The sequence below is a fragment of the Nocardia flavorosea genome (assembly GCF_015477805.1).
In the GTDB taxonomy this organism is placed as follows: domain Bacteria; phylum Actinomycetota; class Actinomycetes; order Mycobacteriales; family Mycobacteriaceae; genus Nocardia; species Nocardia flavorosea_A.
In genome coordinates this window covers 173,578-197,852 of the sequence record NZ_JADLQL010000005.1, presented here as the reverse complement: position 1 = coordinate 197,852, position 24,275 = coordinate 173,578, and the positions used below count along the sequence as shown (strand labels likewise).

At 68.3% G+C, this 24,275-nt stretch carries 21 protein-coding genes; 12 read left to right on the top strand and 9 right to left on the bottom strand.

Annotation, left to right across the window (positions count from 1 at the left end):
• The first annotated feature begins 2 nt into the window (after positions 1-2).
• The 3 genes from IU448_RS22525 to IU448_RS22515 all read left to right on the top strand — a co-directional run bounded on the left by IU448_RS22525 (position 3) and on the right by IU448_RS22515 (position 4,326).
• On the top strand, positions 3-2,429 hold the full coding sequence (locus tag IU448_RS22525) for an HAD-IC family P-type ATPase (protein WP_195057663.1): 2,427 nt from the start codon (positions 3-5) through the stop codon (positions 2,427-2,429).
• A 170-nt stretch (positions 2,430-2,599) separates the two neighbouring features.
• On the top strand, positions 2,600-3,214 hold the full coding sequence (locus IU448_RS22520; protein ID WP_195057929.1) for a GNAT family N-acetyltransferase: 615 nt from the start codon (positions 2,600-2,602) through the stop codon (positions 3,212-3,214).
• 293 nt (positions 3,215-3,507) lie between these two features.
• The gene (locus IU448_RS22515; RefSeq protein ID WP_195057662.1) at positions 3,508-4,326 is read left to right on the top strand and encodes a PhzF family phenazine biosynthesis protein; all 819 of its coding nucleotides are present in this window, start codon (positions 3,508-3,510) and stop codon (positions 4,324-4,326) included.
• Between the two features lies 1 nt (position 4,327).
• On the opposite strand, the gene IU448_RS22510 is transcribed toward IU448_RS22515, so the two are convergent.
• The 3 genes from IU448_RS22510 to lspA are packed head-to-tail and all read right to left on the bottom strand — an operon-like array spanning position 4,328 to position 6,735.
• The gene (locus IU448_RS22510) at positions 4,328-5,065 is read right to left on the bottom strand and encodes a hypothetical protein (RefSeq protein ID WP_280456819.1); all 738 of its coding nucleotides are present in this window, start codon (positions 5,063-5,065) and stop codon (positions 4,328-4,330) included.
• A 6-nt stretch (positions 5,066-5,071) separates the two neighbouring features.
• Positions 5,072-5,998, bottom strand: a complete 927-nt coding sequence (locus IU448_RS22505) for an RluA family pseudouridine synthase (RefSeq protein WP_195057661.1) — start codon at positions 5,996-5,998, stop codon at positions 5,072-5,074.
• Positions 5,995-6,735, bottom strand: coding sequence for a signal peptidase II (gene lspA / locus IU448_RS22500; protein WP_416383038.1), 741 nt, complete (start codon positions 6,733-6,735; stop codon positions 5,995-5,997). The genes IU448_RS22505 and lspA overlap by 4 nt, the downstream gene beginning before the upstream one ends.
• A 133-nt stretch (positions 6,736-6,868) precedes the next feature.
• On the opposite strand from lspA, the gene IU448_RS22495 reads away from it, so the two are divergent.
• From IU448_RS22495 to IU448_RS22465, 7 genes are all read left to right on the top strand, one after another.
• Positions 6,869-7,816 (top strand): hypothetical protein, encoded by a 948-nt coding sequence (locus tag IU448_RS22495; protein ID WP_324188676.1) that lies wholly within the window; start codon positions 6,869-6,871, stop codon positions 7,814-7,816.
• Between the two features lie 93 nt (positions 7,817-7,909).
• Positions 7,910-8,371 (top strand): VOC family protein, encoded by a 462-nt coding sequence (locus tag IU448_RS22490; RefSeq protein WP_195057660.1) that lies wholly within the window; start codon positions 7,910-7,912, stop codon positions 8,369-8,371.
• A gap of 113 nt (positions 8,372-8,484) precedes the next feature.
• Positions 8,485-9,225: a LytR/AlgR family response regulator transcription factor gene (locus tag IU448_RS22485; RefSeq protein ID WP_195057659.1), complete on the top strand. Its 741-nt coding sequence runs from the start codon at positions 8,485-8,487 to the stop codon at positions 9,223-9,225.
• Positions 9,222-9,590: a hypothetical protein gene (locus IU448_RS22480; protein WP_195057658.1), complete on the top strand. Its 369-nt coding sequence runs from the start codon at positions 9,222-9,224 to the stop codon at positions 9,588-9,590. The genes IU448_RS22485 and IU448_RS22480 overlap by 4 nt, the downstream gene beginning before the upstream one ends.
• A gap of 703 nt (positions 9,591-10,293) precedes the next feature.
• Positions 10,294-12,045: a cation acetate symporter gene (locus IU448_RS22475; RefSeq protein WP_195057657.1), complete on the top strand. Its 1,752-nt coding sequence runs from the start codon at positions 10,294-10,296 to the stop codon at positions 12,043-12,045.
• Positions 12,046-12,218: 173 nt separating this feature from the next.
• The gene (locus IU448_RS22470; protein ID WP_195057656.1) at positions 12,219-12,572 is read left to right on the top strand and encodes a DUF485 domain-containing protein; all 354 of its coding nucleotides are present in this window, start codon (positions 12,219-12,221) and stop codon (positions 12,570-12,572) included.
• Entirely contained in the window at positions 12,569-14,197 is a 1,629-nt protein-coding gene (locus IU448_RS22465) for a cation acetate symporter (protein ID WP_195057655.1), read from the top strand. The genes IU448_RS22470 and IU448_RS22465 overlap by 4 nt, the downstream gene beginning before the upstream one ends.
• A 107-nt stretch (positions 14,198-14,304) precedes the next feature.
• On the opposite strand, the gene IU448_RS22460 is transcribed toward IU448_RS22465, so the two are convergent.
• From IU448_RS22460 to IU448_RS22450, 3 genes are all read right to left on the bottom strand, one after another.
• A complete protein-coding gene (locus IU448_RS22460; RefSeq protein ID WP_195057654.1) occupies positions 14,305-15,483 on the bottom strand; it encodes a sensor histidine kinase in 1,179 nt (392 codons plus the stop codon).
• A gap of 236 nt (positions 15,484-15,719) precedes the next feature.
• Entirely contained in the window at positions 15,720-15,893 is a 174-nt protein-coding gene (locus tag IU448_RS22455) for a hypothetical protein (RefSeq protein WP_195057653.1), read from the bottom strand.
• Complete coding sequence (locus IU448_RS22450) at positions 15,890-16,339, bottom strand: hypothetical protein (protein ID WP_195057652.1); 450 nt, start codon at positions 16,337-16,339, stop codon at positions 15,890-15,892. The genes IU448_RS22455 and IU448_RS22450 overlap by 4 nt, the downstream gene beginning before the upstream one ends.
• A 287-nt stretch (positions 16,340-16,626) precedes the next feature.
• Between IU448_RS22450 and dnaE the strand changes: the two genes are divergently transcribed.
• A complete protein-coding gene (dnaE, locus tag IU448_RS22445; protein WP_267467226.1) occupies positions 16,627-20,172 on the top strand; it encodes a DNA polymerase III subunit alpha in 3,546 nt (1,181 codons plus the stop codon).
• A 154-nt stretch (positions 20,173-20,326) separates the two neighbouring features.
• Here the strand turns inward: dnaE and IU448_RS22440 are convergent, their stop codons facing one another.
• Positions 20,327-20,941 (bottom strand): class I SAM-dependent methyltransferase, encoded by a 615-nt coding sequence (locus IU448_RS22440; RefSeq protein WP_195057651.1) that lies wholly within the window; start codon positions 20,939-20,941, stop codon positions 20,327-20,329.
• A gap of 87 nt (positions 20,942-21,028) precedes the next feature.
• On the opposite strand from IU448_RS22440, the gene IU448_RS22435 reads away from it, so the two are divergent.
• Positions 21,029-21,196, top strand: a complete 168-nt coding sequence (locus IU448_RS22435; RefSeq protein WP_081595447.1) for a DUF4236 domain-containing protein — start codon at positions 21,029-21,031, stop codon at positions 21,194-21,196.
• 114 nt (positions 21,197-21,310) lie between these two features.
• Here the strand turns inward: IU448_RS22435 and IU448_RS22430 are convergent, their stop codons facing one another.
• Positions 21,311-22,036, bottom strand: coding sequence for an amino acid ABC transporter ATP-binding protein (locus IU448_RS22430; protein ID WP_195057650.1), 726 nt, complete (start codon positions 22,034-22,036; stop codon positions 21,311-21,313).
• A 3-nt stretch (positions 22,037-22,039) separates the two neighbouring features.
• A complete protein-coding gene (locus tag IU448_RS22425; protein ID WP_195057649.1) occupies positions 22,040-23,833 on the bottom strand; it encodes an ABC transporter substrate-binding protein/permease in 1,794 nt (597 codons plus the stop codon).
• Positions 23,834-24,275 lie beyond the last annotated feature (442 nt).

Sequence of the window (24,275 nt, the reverse complement as noted above, 5' to 3'; positions counted from 1 at the left end):
TCATGTCGACAACTGTGGAGGCTGTCGGGTCGTCCGGGCTCACCGCCGCGGAAGTGGACCGACGGCGCCGGGACGGTCACACCAACGATGTACCGGACCGGGCCGGCCGTTCGGTCCGCGATATCGTGCGCGCGAACGTGTTCACCCGGATCAACGCGATCCTGGGCGTGCTGTTCGTCCTGGTCATGTCCACCGGTTCGGTGATCGACGCAATGTTCGGGCTGCTGATCGTGGCCAACAGCGCGATCGGCATCATCCAGGAGGTCCGGGCGAAGCGGACGCTGGACCGGCTGGCCATTGTGGGGCAGGCCCGGCCCACGGTGCGCCGCGACGGCCGCGCCGAGCAGATCGCGCCCAAGGATGTGGTGCTCGACGATCTGATCGAACTCGGTCCCGGCGATCAGATCGTGGTCGACGGTGTGATCGCCGAGGCCGAACTGCTCGAGGTCGACGAATCGCTGCTCACCGGCGAATCCGACGATGTGTCCAAAGAAGTGGGCGCACAGGTGCTCTCGGGCAGCTACGTGGTGTCCGGTTCGGGCGCCTACCGCGCCACCAAGGTCGGCAAGGACGCCTACGCGGCGAAACTGGCCGACGAGGCCAGCAAGTTCACGCTGGTGAATTCGGAGCTGCGCAACGGGATCGACACGATTCTGAAGGTCATCACCTACCTGCTCATTCCGGCCGGTGCGCTGAGCATCTACAACCAGCTGGTATCCAGTGGGGAGTCCTGGCGGCCCGCGGTCACCGGGATGGTGGCGGCGCTGGTGCCGATGGTGCCGGAGGGCCTGGTGCTGATGACCTCGATCGCGTTCGCGGTCGGCGTGGTGCGGCTGGGGCAGCGCAAATGCCTGGTGCAGGAACTGCCCGCGATCGAGGGCCTGGCGCGGGTGGACGTGGTGTGCGCGGACAAGACCGGCACACTGACAGAGAACGGGATGCGCCTGGCCGAACTTCGTATGCTCGACGACAGCGCGGGCGCGGAAGCCGCCGCCCGGCAGGCGCTGGCGGCGATGGCGGCCGACGATCCGCGGCCGAATGCCAGCGTGCAGGCGATCGCGGAGGCGCTGGCGGAGACCCCCGGCTGGAAATACACCTCGGTGGCGCCGTTCTCGTCGGCGAAGAAATGGAGCGGTTTCTCCTACGGGGAACACGGTGACTGGCTGCTCGGCGCACCCGATGTGCTGCTGGACGCAGGGTCGGCCGACGCCCGCGCCGCCGAAGAACTGGGTGCCACCGGTCTGCGAGTGCTGCTGCTCGCCCGCGGGGACCGGGCTGTGGACGCACCCGATGCGCCGGGGACGATAACCCCCGTGGCGCTGGTGGTGCTGGAGCAGAAGGTCCGGCCCGATGCCCGCGACACGCTGGACTACTTCGCGAGCCAGGACGTTTCCATCAAGGTCATCTCCGGGGACAACGCCGTCTCGGTCGGCGCCGTCGCCTCCTCGCTCGACCTGCCCGGCGGCGAGCACGCCGTCGACGCGCGAACCCTGCCCGAGGACCGGGACGAACTGGCCGGGGTACTGGCGGAACAGACCACCTTCGGCCGGGTGCGGCCCGATCAGAAACGCGCCATGGTCGGCGCGCTGCAGTCACGCGGGCACACCGTCGCGATGACCGGTGACGGAGTCAACGATGTGCTGGCGCTGAAGGACGCCGATATCGGTGTCGCCATGGGAGCCGGCAGCCCGGCGACCCGCGCGGTCGCGCAGATCGTCCTGCTGGACAACAAATTCGCCACCCTCCCGTACGTGGTGGGCGAGGGCCGGCGGGTGATCGGCAATATCGAGCGGGTCTCGAATCTGTTCCTCACCAAAACCGTGTACTCGGTCCTGCTGGCATTCCTGGTGGGGGCGGCGGGAGTGGGCTCGCAGATCTTCGGCTACGACCCGATCGGCTATCCGTTCCTGCCGCGGCACGTCACGATCGCGGCCTGGTTCACCATCGGTATTCCCGCCTTCATCCTGTCGCTGGCTCCGAACAACGAACGCGCCCGGTCCGGTTTCGTCGGCCGAGTGATGCGGCTGGCGATCCCGTCGGGGGTGGTGATCGGCACGATGACCTTCATCGCCTATCTGATCGCCTACGCCGGGCCCGAGGCCGGCGACGCACAGCGGATGCAAGCCGGTACCACCGCGCTCATCACCCTGATCATGATCGCGGTCTGGGTGCTGGCGATCGTGGCCCGGCCGTACAACTGGTGGAAGATCGTGCTGCTGGCGGTTTCGGTGATCGCGTACCTGCTGCTGTTCACGGTGCCGTTCACGCGCGAGTTCTTCGCCCTCGATCCGTCGAATATCGCCCTCACCGCCGCCGCTTTCGGCTGCGGCGCCGTCGGGATCGTCCTGGTCGAAATCGCCTGGTGGGTGAGCGCGACGCTACGCGGTGAATCCCGCAAACTGGTTCCCGCGGCGCCGGGCGAATCCTGAATCGCCGCCGGTGGATACATCGTGCGCCGGAAGCGATGTCTGTCACCGTGCCCGGCTACTGTCACACAGGTCTGCGCCGGCGGCCGGCGCCGCTGCGCGCCGAGCCGTGAGTGCCCGGCCGGCACGGCGCAGGCAACACTTCGACGAGAGATAGGACACCGCAGATGCCGATGGAGCCCGATGTCCGGGCGGCACGTCGTGACGAGATCGCGGCGCTGGCACGCACGCTGGCCGCCGCTTTCCAGGACGATCCGGTGATGGCATGGATGCTGCCCGATCCACGACGGCGGGCGAAGGGCCTGGTGCGGCTGTTCGACGCCCAGACCAGACACCAGCATTTCGCGTCGTCGGGGGTGGATATCGCCGTGGATTCCGCGGGGGCGATCGCCGGCGCCGCGCTGTGGGATCCACCCGGTCGCTGGAAAACCTCGCCGCGCACCGAGTTGCGGATGCTCCCGCAAATGGTGCGGGCGTTCGGCAGCCGGATGCGTGCCGGAAAACAACTGGTGGACCTCATGACCGCCGCCCATCCGGAGGAACCGCACTGGTACCTGGCGACCATCGGCACCGACCCGGCGCAACGCGGCGGCGGATACGGGCGGGCCCTGATTAACAGACGGCTCGAGCATTGCGATCGCGAAGGCATACCGGCCTACCTCGAATCGAGTAAAGAGGTGAACATCGGCTACTATGAGCGGTTCGGGTTCGAGGTGACCGGCACGATCACGATCCCGGCCGGGCCGAATCTGTGGTCCATGTGGCGCACGCCGCGGGCCGGGATCTGAACCGGATCACCGTCGTCCGGTATTCGCGGTATGCCCGCCCCGTGGAGTTCGCCGGTGGGCAGGGGCGGCCGCGGGTCCGGAGGGGTTGCGCGCGGAAAACCGCGAGGCATAGTCCGCGCCGCCTCGTTCGATCGAGGGCGCGGTGCCGCCGAAATCGCGGTGGCGAGCCGGGATTGATCGCGACACCCCGACCCGACCGGCGATCCGTCGCCTGAGCGGGGCGGGAGCGGTATCCGTAGAGGCCCAGATGGCTTGTGCAGAGCGCTTATTCACCGCTGGAGTACCTTCATGGCATGGAGGTTCTGCTGCACCAGATCGACGCGTTCGCCGACGCACCGTTCTCCGGGAATCCGGCCGCGGTCATGCCGTTACCGGATTGGTTACCCGATAGCGTGCTGCAACAGCTGGCCGAGGAGAACAACCTCGCCGAAACCGCGTTCTACACCTCCCGGCTGCCTCCGGAAGCCGGGGCGCCCCCCGTGGACGGGCCCGCCTATCACCTGCGCTGGTTCACCCCGATGACGGAGGTCGCGATGTGCGGGCACGCGACACTGGCCAGTGCAGCGCAGATCCTCACCGATATCGCCCCCGGCGTCGACCGGGTCGGTTTCTTCACGCACAGCGGCTGGTTGCGGGTGGACCGCACCGACGACGATGTCTACATCTTGGACCTGCCGGCCGTGCCATCCTCGCCGGCCGACCCCGCTCCGGCGCTGGTGGCCGCGCTCGGGGTCGAACCGGTACGGGCGTTCACGGGAACCGATGTGGTGTTCGTGGTGGAGTCCGAGCGGCAGGTCCGGGACCTGGCTCCGGCACTCGGCGCGTTCCCGCCGCTGGCGCGCGGTGTGATCGTGACCGCGCCGGGTGACGAGGTGGACTTCGTTTCGCGGTTCTTCGCACCCGGTGTCGGCGTACCGGAAGATCCGGTGACCGGGTCCGCGCATGCGCAGCTCGCGCCGTTGTGGAGCGCCGAACTGGGGCGGCCGCACCTGATGGCCCGGCAGCTGTCCCGGCGGGGCGGCACGCTGGGGGTGGAGCTGGCCGGTGACCGGGTGCTGCTGAGCGGCCGGTGCCGCCGGTACCTCGACGGTGTGGTGAACCTGGATTTCTGAATCAACCAGCAGGTACGGGACCGTCGTCGGGCGGCGGGGCGACCGGGTCCGCGCTGTCGGGGAGCAGGGGCGCCACGGCGAACCGTCCGGCGACGGCATCGGCCGGGAGGGCCTGGATCGCACGGATACCGGGCCGTTCGGCCAGTTCGCGCAGCCGGGACAGCGGTGCCCGCACGACCAGGCCGGGCGAGCAGGCGCAGCCGGCCCGGAGCCGGGCGATCGACACGTCCAGGACCTGCGCCCCGCGCGTGCCGTCGGCGGTGTAGCGACGGCGGTCGGTCAACTGCCAGGCCGCATCCGTGCCGGACCGGGACAGCGCGGTCGCCCCGGCGGGAACCTGGACGGCCACCAGCGGGGTAGCCACACGAGGGAGCGGTACCTGATACAGCGCCTGGCTCACCCGTACACCGTCCGGCAGGCCGGTGAGAGCGGCGGCGGTCCGGTAATCGGTGAACGAGACCAGCGCCCAGCGGTCACCCGTATCGGCGCCGGTCAGCGAATCGCGGGCGCGGTCGAGGTAGTGCGCGATCGGTTCACCCGTTTCGGGTCCGAGCCGATCGGTGGAGATACTGTCCGGGACGGGCGGGTTCGCAATGCCCAATGCGACGACGGTAGCCGCGAATACCGCGGCCGCGGCAGCGAAACCGAGCGCGCGCAGCCGGTCACGCCGGGCTGCGGACCCCGGTCCGGCGCGCCCCTCAGCGGGCGGCCGCGCCGCGGGATCGTGGTCGGCGGGCACGGCGGGTCAGGCCTCGCGCAGGATGCGCAACGCCCCGGCGAGGTCGTCCGGGTAGTCGCTGGTGATCTCCAGGTAGCGGCCGTCGGCCGGATGCTGGAAGCCCAATGAACGGGCGTGCAGCCATTGGCGTTGCAGCCCGAGCCGTTCGGCCAGCCGCGGGTCCGCACCGTAGGTCAGATCCCCGCAGCAGGGGTGCCGGATCGCCGAGAAATGCACCCGGATCTGGTGCGTACGACCCGTTTCCAGGTGGATATCGAGCAGGCTGGCGGCCTGGAACGCCTCCACCGTGTCGTAGTGGGTGATGCTGGGCCGGCCGTCGGAGGTCACCGCGAATTTCCAGTCGCCGCCCCGGGCGCGGCCGATCGGCGCGTCGATGGTGCCGCTGCTGGGATCGGGATGGCCCTGCACCAGCGCGTGATAGCGCTTGTCCACGGTGCGCTGTTTGAAGGCGCGTTTGAGCACGGTGTAGGCATGCTCGGACTGCGCCACCACCATGACCCCGGAGGTGCCGACATCGAGGCGGTGCACGATGCCCTGCCGCTCGTGCGCGCCGGAGGTGGAGATCCGGTACCCGGCCGCGGCCAGGCCGCCCACCACAGTGGGTCCGCTCCAGCCGACGCCGGCGTGCGCGGCCACGCCGACCGGTTTGTCGACGGCGACGATATCGTCGTCGGCGTAGAGGATTTTCATCCCCTTCACGGGCTCGGCCTCGATGGTCAGCTCGCGGCGGGGTTCGGGGAACACCACCTCGAGCCACGCACCGGCGGTGAGCCGATCGGATTTTCCGGCGGCCACACCGTCGAGCTGGACCGACCCCTCCTCGGCGAGTGCGGCCACGGCCGTCCGGGAGAGGCCGAGCAACCGCGCCAGTCCGGCGTCCACTCGCATTCCGTCGAGCCCGTCGGGGACGGGCATGGTCCTGGTTTCCCTCATGCGGCGGTGTCCTTGCCGGTGCGGGCGGCCGCGGGGTCACCGGCTCCGCCCGTGGGCTCACCACGATCGGGCTCGGGCGATTCGCCGGTCTCGCCGCTCCCGGGGCCGGGATCATCGGGCGGATCGGCCTGCGTGGTCGCGGACGGTGCCGCTTCGGAAACGGTGGAGTCCTCGGCGGCGGGGTCGCGGTGGTAGCGGGTGCCGTCGGGTTCGAAACCGAACACCGTCAGCACCACCAGCAGGATCGCGCCGCAGACGATCGACGAATCGGCCACGTTGAACACCGGAAATGAGCCGACCGAGAAGAAATCGACCACATGCCCCTGCATCGGGCCCGGCGCCCGGAACAGCCGGTCCATCAGGTTGCCGAACGCCCCGCCGAGTACTCCGCCGAGGCCGATCGCCCACAGCGGCGAACGCAGGGTGCGGCCGATCCGCAGGACACCGATCACGACCGCGGCCGCGATGAGCGTGAGCAGCCAGGTCATCCCGGTGGCCATCGAGAACGCGGCCCCCGGATTACGTACCAGGACGAGCTGCACGAAATCGCCGATCAGCGAAATCCGTTCACCGGGCTGGATCTGCTCGACGACCACGATCTTCGTGACCAGATCCAGCGTGAACAGGGTCACCGCGATCGTCAGCAGGAGCGGCAGCCGTTGGCGGGGCTGTGGTCCGTCCCCACTCGGGCGGTCGGGGTCCTGCTCGCGCGTACGGTCCTTGTTCACGCCGACCATCATCTCTCGAGGCAGCCCGGCCCGGCACGTGGGCACCCGCACCGGTGCGCACAGTGCCCGCATCGGTGTTCCTCAGTATGGTCGCCCCGAATGTCCCAGCCCTTCCTCAGGAACGCCTCGTAGGCTGTCGGGCGTGACGGTGTTGTGTTCGCTTTCTTCGGCCCGCCAAGCGCGGTCCAGAGTGCTGATGCTGGTTCTCGCGCTGGGACTGACCACCTTCGGGGCCGGGTGCAGTGACACCGGGGAATCGGCAGCCGAGGCGGACGGGACCGAACCCCTCGGTATCGGTAACGAGGTGACGGTGCCGATCGCCGCGGCGGAGGTGAGCGTGGTGGATCCCGGTAGCGAACCCCGGACGCTCCTGCGCCCCTCCTACTACGAGGGCACGATCCAGGCGGTTACCCTGCGCACCGACCACCACATCCAGCAGCAGATCGATTCCCAGCAGGTCCGCGACTTCTCCAGTCCCGCGCTCACCATCCCGATGACCGCCACCGCGGATTCCGAGGGAGTGGAGCTGACCCTCGGCGAGGTCACCACCCCCGATCCGGCGCTGTCGGAGGCGCTCACCGCGGCCGACGGTTCGCATGCCGGGCTGGAGATGAGCGAACTCGGCGGGATCACCGCGCTGCGGCTGGCGCCCTCGCCGGAAACCTCCAACTCGGCGCGGGTCGCGCTCGAACAGGCTTTCTACCAGGCGGTATACCGGTCGATCACGTTCCCCGACGAGCCGGTGGGGGTGGGGGCGGTCTGGCAGGTGCGCCAGACGGTCCGCGGCGGGGTGGACCTGGACCAGGTCACCACCGCCACGCTCGTGGCCCGGGACGGCGGCCGGCTGTCCATCCGGCTCGACGTCACCCAGACGCCGAAATCCAGTACCTGGGATCTGCCGAACGCGGCCGGTACGCTCGATATCGAGGACTACACGATGCGGGGCAGCGGTGAGATCACCGTCGACCTGGGGCTGCCGCTTCCGGTCGCCGGGTCGATCAGCATCGGCGGGCACCAGTTCTACCGGAACCCGCGCAACGCCACCGAGCTGCGGCAGGTCATCGAGACCAACGTGAGCTGGGGCGACTGATACCGGCCGGTTGTGTCGGTCACCGGCAATCGCTGTGGTGCGGGCCTAGGCTCGCAGTGTCCGACAATCCGATCCGAGACCGGAGGTCTTGCGATGTCCGATGTCCCCCCGATTCCCGAAGGTTATCCGACCATTTCACCCGGTCTGGCGATCGCCGGCGCCGCCGACGCGGTCGAGTTCTACAAACGCGTCTTCGGGGCCACCGAGCGGATGCGCATCCCCGGACCCGACGGCACGGTGATGCACTGCGAGCTGCTCATCGGCAACTCCGTATTGATGCTCGGCGATCCGGCACCCGATATGGCCTTCCGCGATCCGCATTCGGTCGGCGGTACACCGGTCAACCTGTACGTCTACGTCGCGGATATGGATACCGCCTACACCACCGCGCTGGCGGGCGGGGCCACCGAGATCAGCGCCCCGGAAACCCAGTTCTACGGCGACCGCACCGGATCGTTCGTCGACCCGTGGGGGCATCAGTGGACGGTGGCCACCCATGTGGAAGATATCGAACCGGAGGAAATGCAGCGGCGAATGGACCAGCTCGGGTCCTGACCCGGCCCGGTCCGCCCGCGGCGCCGTGCGCGCCCGGATACCCGGACCGGCCCCCGCTGCCCGGTGTCGATGATTACCATGATCGGGTCGATGTAGCAGGAAAGGTCGGGCGGATGCGGGTGCTGGCCGTGGACGACGAGCCGCCGGCGCTGGACGAGCTGCTGTATCTCCTCCGCGCCGAACCCGCGGTGACCGAACTGCACGGCGCCGCCGACGCGACCGGCGCGCTGCGGATACTGCGCGCCCACGGCGCCGACGTGGTTTTCCTCGATATCAATATGCCGGGCCTGGACGGAATGGAACTGGCGGGGGTGCTCGCCGAATTCGCCGATCCGCCGGCGATCGTTTTCGTCACCGCCCACGAAGACCACGCGGTGGCGGCGTTCGACCTCGGCGCGGTGGACTACCTGCTCAAACCGGTGCGGCAGGAACGGCTGGGCGCCGCATTGCGGCGGGTCGCGGACCGGCGCGCCCGCAGCGGACCGGAGCCGGCGCCCGCCGGGAACAACGAGGTGATCCCGGTGGAACTCGGCGGGGTCACCACGCTGGTGCATCGATCACAGGTGAGCTGGGTGGAGGCCGAAGGCGATTATGCGCGCCTGCACACCGATACCGGTTCGCATCTGGTCCGGATCCCGCTGTCGGCACTGCAGGAACGCTGGCGGGACGGGTTCCTGCGGGTGCACCGGTCGTATCTGGTGGCCCTGGACCGGGTCACCGGTCTGCGCACGGTCGGCGCGGCGACCCGGGTCTGCCTGCGCGGCGCCGCAATGGTGGAGCTACCGGTGAGCCGGCGCCAGGTCCGCGAGCTCAAACAGCGGCTGGTGCAGGGCCCGCATCCGGACCGGCGATGATCGGCCCGCCCCCCAGAGGCCCGCGTGAGCGGGTGGTACTCGCCGAACGCCGCGGCGCGCGGCGGGTACGCACGCGGGTGGAGGTCGCCGAGCAGACCGAGATCGGGGCGGCGCTGATCGGCGGTCTGATCCGCGCGCAACTCGGGCTGGCGTTGAGCTGTGCACTGGTGACGGCCCTGCTGCTCGCGGCGCTGCCGCTGCTGTTCCGGGTGACCACGATCGCCGAGACGGTGATCCTCGGGATCCGGCTGCCGTGGCTTCTGCTGGGCGGTGCGGCATACCCGCTGCTGTGGCTCACCGGCCGGATCTATGTGCGGCTCGCCGAACGCAACGAGCACGATTTCCTCGAGCTCACGAGAGATTGACCGTGAAACGTAGCGCGCAGGCTCTGTCCTTCAGGGCCGGGATAGCGCATCAACCGCTTCGTGATCAGGGGCTCGAGGGTTTGTATCGTTGGTCGTCGTCACTGTGCGCGGGTGGTGTACAACGACAATCTCCGCGCCCGCGAAGCTGCGCACCTACCCGGGTGAACCTATCCGATGCCGAGCTCCAGCGGCGGGTGGTCACCGAGGCCGAACGCACCCCCGAGCGGGCGTGGCTGTCGCAGGTGTCGTCGGTGGTGCTGGTGCGAGCCTGTCAGGACGCCCGAGCGGCGTATCGGAACGGGTTCGACTCCCTGTCCGGTAAACGTCAAGGCCCGAAACCGGGCAAACCGCAAGCTGTGCGTGGCCAAGGTCGGCGGACTGGGGTGCTGCCGTGGTCAGCCCGGATATACAGACTTCGGCGGGGGTGTGCGGTGCGGGCACCAGGGGGAAGTCGCCGCCGGTTGGGTGAGGCCCGTGGCCGGGGTTCGGCGCGCGGGCTCCGGTCCGGTGACTGTGCCATGACGGCACTCTGGGAGTGGCGCCGATCGCGTGTGGTCCGCGGGCTCCGCGGTCGCGGGCGTCGGCCGGTCGCTTCGACCGGCGTGTCCGGCGGTGTCTGCCAGTACCGTGTGGCGCGGATGTCGGACCTCGGCAAGCGGCGGTATCCGGCCCGGCCCGGATATCCCAGTGTGGCGGGTACACGGTGAACGCGTCCGGGCTCACCGTGGCCGCATTGCTGGCGGCGGCGGTCGCGACGGTGTTCCTCGGTGTGTACGGGGTCCGCTGGGCGCGCACCACCTCCGATTTCCTGGTGGCCTCGCGCAGTGTCGGTCCGCGGTGGAACGCCGCCGCGGTATCGGGCGAGTACCTGTCGGCCGCGTCGTTTCTCGGTGTGGCGGGGCTGATCGCCAAATACGGCGCCGACGCCCTGTGGTATCCGGTGGGATTCACTGCGGGCTATCTGGCGTTGCTACTGTTCGTGGCGGCGCCGCTGCGGCGCTCCGGCGCCTATACCGTCCCCGATTTCGCCGAGTTCCGGCTGGGTTCGGCGCGGGCGCGCCGGTTCGCGGCGCTGGTGGTGGTGCTGGTGTGCGCGGTGTATGTGATCCCGCAGTTCCAGGGCGCCGGCCTGACCCTGCGTATTCTGCTCGGGGTGCCCGGCTGGGTCGGGGCGGTGGCGGTCGCCGCGATCGTGGTGGCGAATGTGGTCGGTGGCGGGATGCGGTCGATCACCCTTGTCCAGGCTTTCCAGTACTGGTTGAAGCTGACCGCGGTGGCGTTGCCCGCCCTTGTCCTGCTGATGCATTTCTTCGGAAGCGGTGCGACGGAACGGGAGATCGGCGCGGCGGCCCCGCCGACGGTCGATGAACGTACGACCGTGGAAGTGACGACCCCGGTGCTGGTGCAGCTACCGGCGCCGCAGTGGGTTTCGGTGCACGGAGAACTCGACGACCGCCCGGTGGACGGGCGGGTGCTGCTCACCGCGGGTAGCCACGAGCTGGCGCGCGATACCCGGCTGGTCCTCGAAGCAGGTTCGGCGGTTCCGGTGGTGGCGGGTGCGCCGGCCGACGGGGCGCACTGGTTGCGGCCGGGCGGCGGTTTCGCGGGGCCCCATCCGCAGTACCAGGTGTACTCGCTGATGATCGCGACCTTCCTGGGCACCATGGGTCTCCCGCACGTCCTGGTCCGCTTCTACACCAACCGGGACGGCCGGGCCGCGCGCACCACCGCGCTGACGGTGATCGCGATGGTCGGCGTGTTCTACCTGTTCCCGGTTCTGCTCGGGGTTTTCGCGCGTCTCTACGTACCGCAGCTGCTGATCACCGGGACCTCCGATGCCGCGGTCCTGCTGCTGCCGTCCTCGGCGCTGGCCGGCTTGCCGGGACAGTTGCTGGCAGCACTGGTCGCGGCGGGGGCGATGGCCGCGTTCCTGTCGACCTCCTCGGGGCTGGTGGTGAGTATCGCGGGCGTGCTGAGCACGGATGTGCTGCGCGGGCGGATCCGGGATTTCCGGCTGGCGGCACTGGCCGCGGGCGCGGTTCCGCTGGCGTTGTCACTGTCGGTGGTCTCACTCGATCTGTCGCGCACCGTGGGTCTGGCCTTCTCGCTCGCCGCGTCCACCCTGTGCCCGCTGCTGGTACTGGGGATCTGGTGGCGTGGGCTCACCGCGGCGGGCGCGGTGGCGGGACTGGTAGCCGGCGGGGTCGTGGCGGGCGGCGCGACCGTGGTCTCGGTATTCGGCGGTGTCCCCGCGGATTTGGCCGGTGGCTGGCCGGCGGCGGTACTCGGCTATCCCGCGGCCGTCGCGGTACCGCTGTCGTTCGCGACAATGGTGCTGGTCAGCCGGTTCACCGCGAAACCTCCCGAGGTGGGACGGGTTTTCGTCGGTATGCACGCGCCGGAACGTCTCGGCATGGGCGCCGACCGGGAACCGGGAACGCGATCGGATCGCTGAAGCCGTCGCCCGGGCTCTTTGCGCGATCCGGCCCCGACCGCTCACCGCATCACAGCGACCATTCACCGCACAGTCGCATACCTTCACCGAGTGACCATCATCACATCTGTTCTCGCCGTACCGGGCTGGCTAGCTTCAGTTCAGGTAACACACATCACATTGCGAGGACCGGCATGACCGACACGGATCTCGACGACAGCGGCGGGCAGCCCACGACGCCCCCCGATTTCGTCGCAGCACAAGCCAGCCCGGAGTTCACCGAACTCCGCAATCGGCTGCGCCGCTTCATTTTCCCGATGACCGCCCTGTTCCTGCTCTGGTATCTCGGCTATGTGCTGCTGGGCGCCTACGCGCACGATTTCATGGGCACCGAGGTATTCGGCGAGGTCAATATCGGGCTGCTGCTCGGCCTGGGACAGTTCGTCTCGACTTTCCTCATCACCGGTCTCTATGTCCGGTTCGCCAACCGGGAACTGGACCCGCGCGCCGCCGCGCTGCGCGCCGAACTGGAAGGAAGCGGGTCGTGACCACGCTGTACGCCGCAGAAGGCACGGTCGGCAATCCCGCGGCCAATATCGGCATCTTCGCCCTGTTCGTCGTCGTCACGATGGTGGTGGTGTTCTGGGCCGGCCGCAACACCTCCGGCGCCACCGACTATTTCACCGGCGGCCGCGGATTCACCGGGCCGCAGAACGGGATCGCCATCGCCGGCGACTATCTGTCCGCCGCGAGCTTCCTGGGTATCGCCGGTGCTATCGCGGTCTACGGTTACGACGGGTTCCTGTACTCGATCGGTTTCCTGGTGGCCTGGCTGGTGGCGCTGCTACTGGTGGCCGAAATGCTGCGCAACACCGGCAAATTCACGATGGCCGATGTGCTGAGCTTCCGGTTGCAGCAGCGCCCGGTGCGGACCGCGGCCGCGATCACGACGCTGGCGGTATCGCTGTTCTACCTGCTCGCGCAGATGGCCGGGGCCGGCGGTCTGGTGGCGCTGCTGCTGAACGTATCGAGTGAGGCCGGGCAGGCCCTGGTGATCGCCGTCGTCGGCGTGCTGATGATCGTCTACGTGCTGGTCGGCGGGATGAAGGGCACCACCTGGGTGCAGATCATCAAGGCAGTCCTGCTCATCGCGGGCGCGGCCGTGATGACGGTGATGGTGCTGGCGAAGTTCGGGTTCGACCTGTCCGGGATCCTGAGCGGCGCACAGAGCGCCATCACCGGATCCACGGATCCGAAGGTCGCCGCCCGCGACGTACTGGCGCCCGGCGCCCAATACGGCGGCAGCGAGATGTCGAAACTGAACTTTCTGTCGCTGGGGCTGGCCCTGGTGCTCGGAACCGCGGGTCTGCCGCATGTGCTGATGCGCTTCTACACGGTGCCGACCGCGAAAGAAGCCCGCCGCTCGGTGGTCTGGGCGATCGGCTTGATCGGCGCCTTCTACCTGTTCACCCTGGTTCTGGGCTACGGCGCGGCGGCCCTGGTCGGACCCGACCGCATCCTTTCCGCGGCCGGTGGGCAGAACTCGGCCGCCCCGCTGCTGGCCTTCGAACTGGGCGGGGTGATCCTGCTCGGGGTCATCTCCGCGGTGGCCTTCGCGACCATCCTGGCGGTGGTTGCCGGGCTCACCATCACCGCCTCGGCGTCGTTCGCGCACGATATCTACGCCAATGTGATCCGCCGCGGCAAGGTGGACGAGAACGCCCAGGTGCGGGTTTCCCGGATCACCGCCGTGGTGATCGGCGTCTTGGCCATCGCGCTGGGCATCCTGGCCAACGGGCAGAACATCGCGTTCCTGGTGGCGCTGGCCTTCGCGGTCGCCGCCTCGGCCAATCTGCCGACCATCCTGTACTCGCTGTTCTGGCGCCGCTTCAACACCCGGGGCGCACTGTTCAGCATGTACGGCGGTTTGATCTCCACGATCGTGCTCATCGTGTTCTCCCCGGCGGTATCCGGATCGGCGAGCGCCATGCTGCCGAGTATGGATTTCGACTGGTTCCCGCTGTCGAACCCGGGCATCGTCTCGATCCCGCTGGCTTTCGTGCTCGGTGTGGTGGGTACCTATCTCGGCGGTGACGAGGATCCGGCCAAGGCCGCGGAAATGGAGGTCAGGGCACTGACCGGTGTGGGCGCGGAGAAAGCCGTCGTGCACTGAGCCCGGGGCCCGGATGCCGGGCCGGCGGCATCCGGGCGGATGATTCCCGGCACCGAGGGCCGGACCCCGTTCTGTGAGGGTGAACGGGGCCCGGTCCTTTCTCGCGCTCAGGGCCGGATTCCGGCCCGGAACTTCGGCACTCGCATACTTACTTTGGTGCCCGCGCCCGGCGCCGTATCCACCACCAGTCCGTAGTCGTTGCCGAAGGCGGCGCGTAACCGATCGTCCACATTGGCCAGCCCGATATGCGGTGCCTCGCCGGCGTCTCCGGCAGCGTCCAGTGTCCCCGAGCGCAGCACCTCCGGGTCCATTCCGGCGCCGTCGTCCTCCACGCTGATCAGGCAGTCGGTGCCGGCGTCGAGTGCTTCGATGGTCACCGTGCCGCCACCCGGCCGGCCCGCCAATCCGTGCCGGACCGCGTTCTCGACCAGCGGCTGCAAAGCGAGGAACGGCAGCGTCACCCCCAGCACCTCCGGTGCGATCCGCAACCGCACCTGCAGCGCCGGCCCGAACCGGGCGCGTTCCAGGTCCAGATACCGTTCGATATTGCTGAGTTCGTCGGCGAGCACGGTGTATTCACCGGCCACCCGGAACGAATAGCGCGTGAAATCGGCGAAATCCAGGATGAGCTCGCGGGCCCGCGCGGGATCGGTACGGACGAACGAGGCGATGGTATTGAGGGCGTTGTAGATGAAATGCGGGCTGATCTGCGCCCGCAGCGCTCGTACCTCGGCCCGGTCCAGCCGGGCCCGGGACGCATCGAGTTCGGCCAATTCCAGTTGACCGCACGCGTAGCGGGCCACTTCGGCCAGCGCGCCGAGGGTGCCGGGCCCCGGCCGGGCCGAGGTGACCATACCCAGTGCCCCCGCCACCGCGTCGCTGTCGGTGAGCAGCGGCTGCGCGACCAGGGTGCGGCCCGGATGCTCGGTGTCGGGCAGATGGACGAGCACCGGTCGCCGCCCGGCGACGGCTTCCCGGGCCGCCGTGGTGAATTCATCCGGCGATACCCGATGCGCGCCGTCCCAGGCCAGGAGTTCACCGTCGGGGCCGGCCACCCCGAGCCCCTCGGCCCCGACCAGCGCCCGCAGATGCGGGGCGGCGTCGAAGGCCGAATCGGCGGTGAGCCCGCGGCGCAGCGACCGGGCCGCGAGCGACGCGGTGTGCAGGGCCGCGTGTACGGCGCGCTCCGCGGGCGTGGTGACCATCCGGCGTGGCCGGGCCCAGATCAGCAGCGCCGCCGCGAGCAGAGCCGCGGAGGTACAGATCGCCACGACGGTCGCCGCCATTCGGCCATCCTTTTCTCGTATGGGTCCGGCAGCCGCATGATGCACGAAATGCGACGGCTCGGCATACCCATACTCACCGACCGGGCCCGAAAGCGTATTGCCCGGCGCGGTCGCGCCCCCGACCCGCCGGATCGGCTCCGGTGCGCGTTCGACGATATCGGCCGGCACACAGCAGGGCCCGGCGGTTGCGGCCGGGGCCGGACCGACCGGCTCGCCGGCCGGGGCCGGTCATCGTCTCACGCTTCCCGCAGCAACCGCCATTGCTGCGGGAAACCTTCTCCGGAGGCGATAACCGGCCCGAGCCGGCGAGCCGGTGGATCGGTGTGCGGGGGCGCGGCCTGGCCGGGCCACAGCGGATGCGCCGAACTGTTCGCGACAAGCCCTTCGCGCTGTTGCGGGCTGCCGCTCACCCCCGGTACTCGGTCACGGTGAAGTCCACCGAACCCGGTTCTGGTATGTGCGCGGCGCCGACCGTGACGGTCGCGGTGAACCGGCCCACGCCGGGACGGAACAGTGCGGAGCGCCCGTCGTTCATCCAGTGCCCGGGCCCGTTCGCCGTCTGCGTGACCGATCCGGTGGCGCCGGTATCGAGATTGCGCCAGTTCAGGGTGACCGGCAGGCTGCACGGGCCGATGCCGAACATGATGGTCGAAACGGTGAATGCCGCGTGCTCCGGGTAGGCGTCGCCGGTGACCGACGTGTCGAGTTGGGCGACGCAGGCGCCCTGCGCGAGCGAATAGACGGGCTGGAACGAGCCGCCGTCCGCCGCCGCGGGCGCCGCGGTGACCGTGAGCGCCCCCACCGTCAGCGCCGCCGCGGCGGCCGGGAGAGCGAACGCCGTCGTACGTGCTGTCATCGTTCACCTCGCTGGTCGTTCGTGGGCTTTGCGGGGTCGGTCCTCGGACGGTCCGGGCCGGTGTGGTGCAGTCGAACCTCCGAATGCCGATGGATCCGATCGTGACGCGGCCCGACCCTACCAGCGTCCGGCCCGGCCGGTGGCCGATTCGGCGGTGCCGCAAGGTCACCGGGGAGGCGACACGCCGGGGCCCGCCCGGCAGGCCGATCCGGCGGCGAAGCTGTCGGTGCGTACGCATAAACTCGCTACACCAACCCCCGCCGAGCCACTGGGAGGAAGGACAGATCTTGGCCTCGTCCGGATTCGTTCATCTGCACAACCACACCGAGTACTCGATGCTCGACGGTGCCGCCAAGATCTCACCGCTGTTCGCCGAGGCCCAACGCCTCGGGATGTCCGCGGTCGGGATGACCGACCACGGCAACATGTACGGCGCCGCGGAGTTCTACAACTCGGCGAAGAAGGCCGGGATCAAACCGATCATCGGGATCGAGGCCTATATCGCGCCCGGCTCCCGGTTCGACACCAAACGTATCCAGTGGGGCGATCCGAGCCAGAAGGGCGACGATGTCTCGGGTTCGGGTGCCTACACCCATATGACCATGGTCGCCGAGAACGCGACCGGCCTGCGCAATCTGTTCAAGCTGTCGTCGCTGGCCAGTATCGAGGGCCAGCTCGGCAAATGGGCGCGGATGGACGAGGAGCTCATCGCCGCGCATGCCGAAGGCATCATCGCCACCACCGGCTGCCCGTCCGGCGAGGTGCAGACCCGGTTGCGGCTGGGGCACGAGCGCGAGGCGCTCGAGGCCGCCGCGAAGTGGCAGGAGATCTTCGGCAAGGAGAACTTCTTCCTCGAGCTGATGGACCACGGCCTGTCCATCGAGACGCGGGTTCGTTCCGGCCTGATCGAGATCGGCAAGCGGCTGGGTATCCCGCCGCTGGCCACCAACGACTGCCATTACGTGCACGAATCCGATTCGACCAATCACGAAGCGCTGCTGTGTATCCAGACCGGTAAGACGCTGTCGGATCCGAACCGGTTCAAATTCGGTGGTAGCGGCTATTTCCTGAAGTCGGCCGCGGAGATGCGGGAACTCTGGGATGCCGAGGTGCCCGGCGCCTGCGACAACACGGTGCTGATCGGCGAACGCGTCGAGTCCTACGAGGAAATCTGGACCCACCGCGACCGGATGCCCAAATTTCCGGTCCCCGAAGGGGAGACCGAGGCGTCGTGGCTGCGCAAGGAGGTCGCGCGCGGGCTGGAATACCGCTTCCCGGACGGTGTCCCGCAGAAGTACCTCGACCAGGCCGATTACGAGATCGGCGTTATCCTGGAGATGGGTTTCCCGGCCTACTTCCTGGTCGTCGGTGACCTGATCAACTATGCCCGCGAGGTCGGTATCCGGGTCGGTCCGGGTCGTGGTTCGGCGGCCGGTTCGCTGGTCGCCTACGCGCTCAAGATCACCAATATCGACCCGCTGCCGCACGGTCTGCTGTTCGAGCGCTTCCTCAACCCCGAGCGCGTATCGATGCCCGATATCGATATCGACTTCGACGATCGCCGCCGCGGTGAGATGGTCCGCTACGCCACCGAGAAGTGGGGTAGCGACCGGGTCGCCCAGGTGATCACCTTCGGCACCATCAAGACCAAGGCGGCCATCAAGGATTCCGCCCGGGTACTCTTCGGGCAGCCGGGTTTCGCGATCGCCGACCAGATCACCAAGGCGCTGCCGCCGCCGATCATGGCCAAGGACATCTCGGTTGCGGGGATCACCGATCCGCAACACGAGCGCTACAAAGAGGCCGCCGAGGTCCGCACGCTCATCGAGTCCAACCCGGATATCGCCAAGATCTACGACACGGCGAAGGGCCTGGAGGGCCTGATCCGCAACGCGGGCGTGCACGCTTGCGCAGTGATCATGTCGTCGGAGCCGCTCACCGACGCAATCCCGGTGTGGAAGCGGGCTCAGGACGGCGCCATCATCACCGGCTGGGACTATCCGTCCTGTGAGGCCATCGGCCTGCTGAAGATGGACTTCCTGGGCCTGCGCAACCTCACGGTGCTCGGCGACGCGATCGACAACGCCAAATCCAACCGCGGTGTCGACGTCGACCTGGATTCGCTGCCGCTGGACGATCCGAAGACCTTCGAACTGCTCGCCCGCGGCGACACCCTGGGCGTGTTCCAGCTCGACGGTGGGCCGATGCGCGATCTGCTGCGCCGGATGCAGCCCACCGCCTTCGAGGACATCGTGGCCGTCGGCGCGCTGTATCGCCCCGGTCCGATGGGCATGAACGCGCACAACGACTACGCCGACCGCAAGAACAAGCGCCAAGAGGTCAAACCGATCCACCCGGAGCTCGAGGAACCGCTGAGCGAAATCCTCGGCGAAACCTACGGCCTGATCGTCTACCAAGAGCAGATCATGCACGTCGCCCAGAAAGTGGCCGGATACTCGCTCGGACGAGCCGATATCCTGCGCCGCGCGATGGGTAAGAAGAAGGCCGAGGTCCTCGAGCAGGAGTTCGAGGGTTTCGAGAAGGGGATGCAGGAGAACGGTTTCTCCAAGGCCGCCATCAAGGCGCTGTGGGACACCATCCTCCCGTTCGCCGGATACGCGTTCAACAAATCCCATGCCGCCGCCTACGGCCTGGTGTCGTACTGGACCGCCTACTTCAAGGCCAACTATCCCGCGGAGTACATGGCCGCGCTGCTCACCAGTGTCGGTGACGACAAGGACAAGGCCGCGGTCTATCTGGCGGATTGCCGGCGCCTCGGGATCACGGTACTGCCGCCGGATGTCAACGAGTCCGAGCACAACTTCACTTCGGTCGGCAAGGACATCCGCTTCGGCATGGGCGCGGTCCGCAATGTCGGTACCAACGTGGTGTCGTCGATCATCGCGGCGCGGGCCGAGAAATCGAAGTTCACCGATTTCTCCGATTACCTGAACAAGATCGATACGGTCGCCTGCACCAAGAAGGTCACCGAATCACTGATCAAGGCCGGTGCCTTCGACGATCTGGGCCATCCCCGCAAGGGGCTCATGCTGGTGCACTCCGATGCCATCGACGCGGTGATGTCCACCAAGAAGGCCGAGGCCATCGGCCAGTTCGACCTTTTCGGTGGAATGGGCGAAGAGGGCGAGGAATCCATGTCCTCGGTGTTCGATGTGAAGGTCCCCGACGAGGAATGGGATAGCAAACATCGCCTCGCGCTGGAACGGGAGATGCTCGGCCTCTACGTTTCCGGCCATCCCCTCAACGGAATCGACCATGTGCTCGCCGCCGCGGCCGACACCCAGATCCCGGCGATTCTCGAGGGCGATATCAAAGACGGTACCCAGGTGACCGTCGGCGGCATCCTGGCCTCGGTGAACCGCCGGATCAACAAAAACGGTCTGGCGTGGGCCTCGGCGCAGCTCGAGGATCTCACCGGCGGTATCGAGGTGCTGTTCTTCCCGCAGGCCTACTCCGTCTACGGGATGGATGTGGTGGAGGACGCGGTGGTGCTGGTGAAGGCCCGGGTCTCGATGCGTGACGATCGGATCTCGCTCATCGCCAACGATCTCGCGGTCCCGGACCTCTCCGCGATCGGGGTGGCGAAACCGCTGGCGGTGACGATCTCCACCCGGATGTGCACCAGGGACAAGATCAGCGAGCTGAAACGGGTGCTCTCCCGGCATCCCGGAACCTCGGACGTGCACGTGCGGCATGTCGGCGCCCGGGAAAAGACCACCCTGCTCAAACTCGACGACAGTCTCCGGGTGGAACCGTCGTCGGCCCTCATGGGCGATCTGAAGGCCCTGCTGGGGCCCGGCTGCCTGACCTGAGCCGATACCGGTGGGCGGCAGCTCTGGTCCATGGGTTGCCCCGCTCGCCGGTGGTCGAGCCCAGGAGGAGCGCGGTGGCCGCGCGATCCTCATTACCCCGGGCGCAGCGTTCGCTGGCCCGGCGACCGTACCCACCGGGGCCGCGGCAGCCGGTTCACGGTGCCGCGGCGACGCCGAGCGACTGGGAATCGATGAACGCGGGCCCCTGCCCCTTGAAGACGTCCAGTTCGCGGATCTCGAAACCACTGGCCCGGATGATGGCCGCGATATCGCGGTTCAGATGGCAGCCGCCCGCGATCCGCTGCTGGAGCGGGTCGAGCCGGTGCTGCCAGCGCTGGACCGACGGATCCGGTGCGAGACCGTGCTCGACGAAATGCAAGGTACCGCCGGGCACCAGGACACGGCGCACTTCGGCGAGGGCGGCATCGATATCGGGAATGGTGCACATGGTCCAGGTCGACAGCGCGCTGTCGAAGCTGTTCGCGGGGAACGGTAACCGCTGCCCGTCCAGACCTGCACGTTCGACCGGTACCCGGCTCGCGGCCAGCCGCCCGGCCGCGAGCTTCCAGCCCAGATCGGCCGGTTCGACCGCGCTCACCGAGGCGACGGCCGGCGGATAGAACGGCACGTTCAACCCGGACCCGAAACCCAGCTCGAGCACCCGGCCCGACAATCCAGAGCACACCCGCTCGCGTAGCGGCTCGTTCGCCTTCATCCCGCAGGCCACATTCACCAGGCGGGGTACGAAACGATCGCGGTAGATTCCCACATCTTCCACTCTGGCACCCGGCGTGCTCGAAGGCCATGGGGGAATACCCCGAACCGCTATCCTGGGGCCGAGTCAGGGAGGTCGATCATGCCCATCAGGTTCCGTAAACGCACATCCTTCGGACCGCTGAAGTTCAATTTCACCCAGTCGGGTATGTCGTCCTGGGGAATCAAGATCGGCCCGTGGTCGTGGAACTCCCGGACGAAGAAGAACAGTGTGGATCTGCCCGGCCCGCTGAGCTGGCGGCAACGCTGAGCACCGGACGCGCACGGCGCCCGCCGAGCCGGTATCGGGCGAGCGGGGTGTTCGCCCCACCGGCGCCGCCTGCCGACCCGACCGGGCGAGGCATCCGGTGATTTGCGCCGAGCCTCAGAGCACCTGATCGAGGAAGCGGCGCAGCCGAGGTGTCTCGGCATTGTCGAACAGGGCATCGGGCCGGCCCGATTCCACCACCTGGCCGGCGTCCATGAATACGACATGGTCGGAAACGCTGCGTGCGAAACCCATTTCGTGGGTCACGACGATCATCGACATACCGCCCGCGGCCAGCTCCGACATCACGGCCAGGATGCCTTTGACCAGCTCCGGGTCCAGTGCGGAGGTGGCTTCGTCGAAGAACATGATGTCGGGTTTCATGGCCAGCGCCCGCGCGATCGCCACCCGCTGCTGCTGGCCGCCGGAGAGGTTGGCGGGCCGGGAATCGGCTTTACCGGCCAAACCCACCACCTCGAGCTGTTCCAGCGCCAGCGCGCGCGATTCCTCCTTGCTCAGTCCGCGCAGTTTGCGCGGTCCCAGCGCGATATTGTCGGCGACCGTCCGATGCGGGAACAGGTTGAACTGCTGGAACACCATTCCGATGCGCTGGCGTAGCCGGTCGGGATGCTCGGCGAGCACCGATTCGCCGTCGAGCAGGATATCGCCGGAATCCGGTTCGTAGAGCCGGTTGAGGACCCGCAGCAGGGTGGACTTACCGGACCCGGACGGCCCGATGACGGTGGTGGTCCGGCCGGCTTCCACATGGATGTCCACGCCGCGCAGGATCTGGTTGTTACCCAGCCGCAGATGTAATCCGGTACCGGTCAACGAGGAACTCATCGGCTACCCCCGCCCTTCCGTGATGGTCTGCTGTTCGGCCGGGTCGATCGGCTGGTCGGGGCGGCCGGTGCGCATCCGGTGGTCGATGTAGTTCACCAGATGCGTCAGCGGAATGGTCAGCAGGAGATAGACGAGCCCGGCGGCGACCAGCGGGGACAGGTTCCCGGTCTGCGCGTTCAGATCCCGGCCCACGGCGAACAGTTCGCGCTGGGTGGCGAGCAGGCCCAGGAAGTAGATCAGCGAGGAATCCTTGATCAGGGCGATGAACTGGTTCATCAGGGCCGGCAGTACCCGGCGCACGCCCTGTGGGATCACCACCAGCGTCATCGCCTGCCGGTAACCGAAGCCGATCGCGCGCGCCGCCTCCAGTTGGCCTGGCTCCACCGATTGGATCCCGGACCGAAAGATCTCACCGATATAGGCCGAGGCGAGCAGGGCCAGCGCCACCGCGCCCAGCCAGTAGGGGTTGTTGCCGGTGATCCCGGCGGCCACCGGCCCGATGCCGAGACCGATGATCAAGATGATCACCACCGCGGGCAGTCCCCGGAAGATATCGGTGTAGATCCGGGCGGGCCAGCGCAGCCAGCGGGTCCGTGATATGCCCGCCACCGCCAGCAGCATGCCGAGCGCGGTGCCCAGGATCGCGGAGACCACCGCCAGGATCAGGGTGTTGGGCAGCCCGGTCTTGAACAGCTCCGGGAACGCCTGCTTGTACAGCGACCAGTCGAAGAAGGTGTCACGCAACTGTTCCAGCGTCGATTTCGGCGCCTGCCGGGTGTGCTCCTGCGGTTCGCGTTCGGCGGCCAGCGCCGCGAAATCCGGAAGGTCCGGAGCGGGCGCGGCCTTGGACCCGGGCTTCCAGCCGGGCGGTAGTTCCCGGGGCACCCAGTCGGTGTAGAGGCGGGCGTAGGTTCCGTCGGCGATCACCGCGTCCAAGCCCGCGTTGAGCGCGTCGATCAGCGGCTGGTTGTTCTTCGCGACCGCCCAGGCCGCGAAATTTTCCAGGCTGAACGAATTCTCCACCACCGAGGTGCCATCGCCCGGTGCGATCGCGCCGTCGGCCTGCGCGGACGGGGCGATCCAGGCATCCACCTGGCCGGTTTTCACATTCGCGTAGGCCGTGTTGTAGTCGGGGAACTTGACCGGGTCCAGACCCAGTTCGTTCACCACGTACTCGTCCTGAACAGTGCCCTGCACCACCGCGACCCGCGAACCCGGACCCAGATCGTCGAATCCCTGGACCGGGCTCCCGTCCCGCACCACCAGCGAGTGGTAGCCGAAATCGTAGCCGTTGGTGAAACCGACCTGCTCGCGCCGGGCATCGGTGGTAGTGATGTTGGACGAGCCGACATCGAAGCGTTTACCGGCGACCTGGGCCAGCAGACCGGCGAACTCGGTTCCGGCGAACTTCACCTGCAAGCCCAGTTCCGCCGCCACCGCCCGCAGCAGTTCGTTGTCGAAACCGGTGAACGAACCGGCCGAGTTCACGCAGATACTCGGCGGCGCGTCCGAGAGCGTGCCCACGCTCAGCACACCGGGCTCGATCAGGCCCAGCCGGGAGATATCCACCGATTCGACCGGGACGGTGGACGGTGTGGTGAACCGATCCGCAGACCCGCCGCCGGGCGCGCTCAGTTTCTCCGGCGCCGCCGACGCCGCCTCGGGTCCGGGTGGCGCGCACAGATCACGGGCGGCGGCCTCCTCACCACCTCCGGTATCGCCGCCACCGCATGCCGTCGCGAGCAGCGCGACGGCGAGCAGCAGCGCCGCGAGCAGCGCACGGGACAGTCTGGCCATGATCGACAACCCTAAACCCCGGTCTACCGAGCGCCGGACACCCCTGGTCGGATGTCCACGACCGTGCCTGCGCTCGCCTTACCCGCACGAACAGGCATTTCCGGGCCCCGCCGGCGAATTCGGCTCAGCCCGAGCGAAATAGCGGCCGTCCGGTGTTCTCACCCGCCGCTGCCTGCCACTCGTGCGCTACGTGCCCCTTGGGTCGCGCCGGCACCCGATTCCACCGGTACTCCGTGGCGTTCTGATCTGCTCCGCCCGGGATTGTGCTTCGAGTAGGTGCCGGATGCGGGCCCGTAGGCTGTCCCGCCCGCCCGGGAGCGGGTTGTGCTGGTATCTGTTCCAGTGGTGTCCTGCGGGACCGGCGTGGTGCCCGTCGCGTTGGATTTCGTCCTGACCGGGGTAGTGCATCGGGTAGGTGCCGGATACGGGTCCGCGGGTAGGT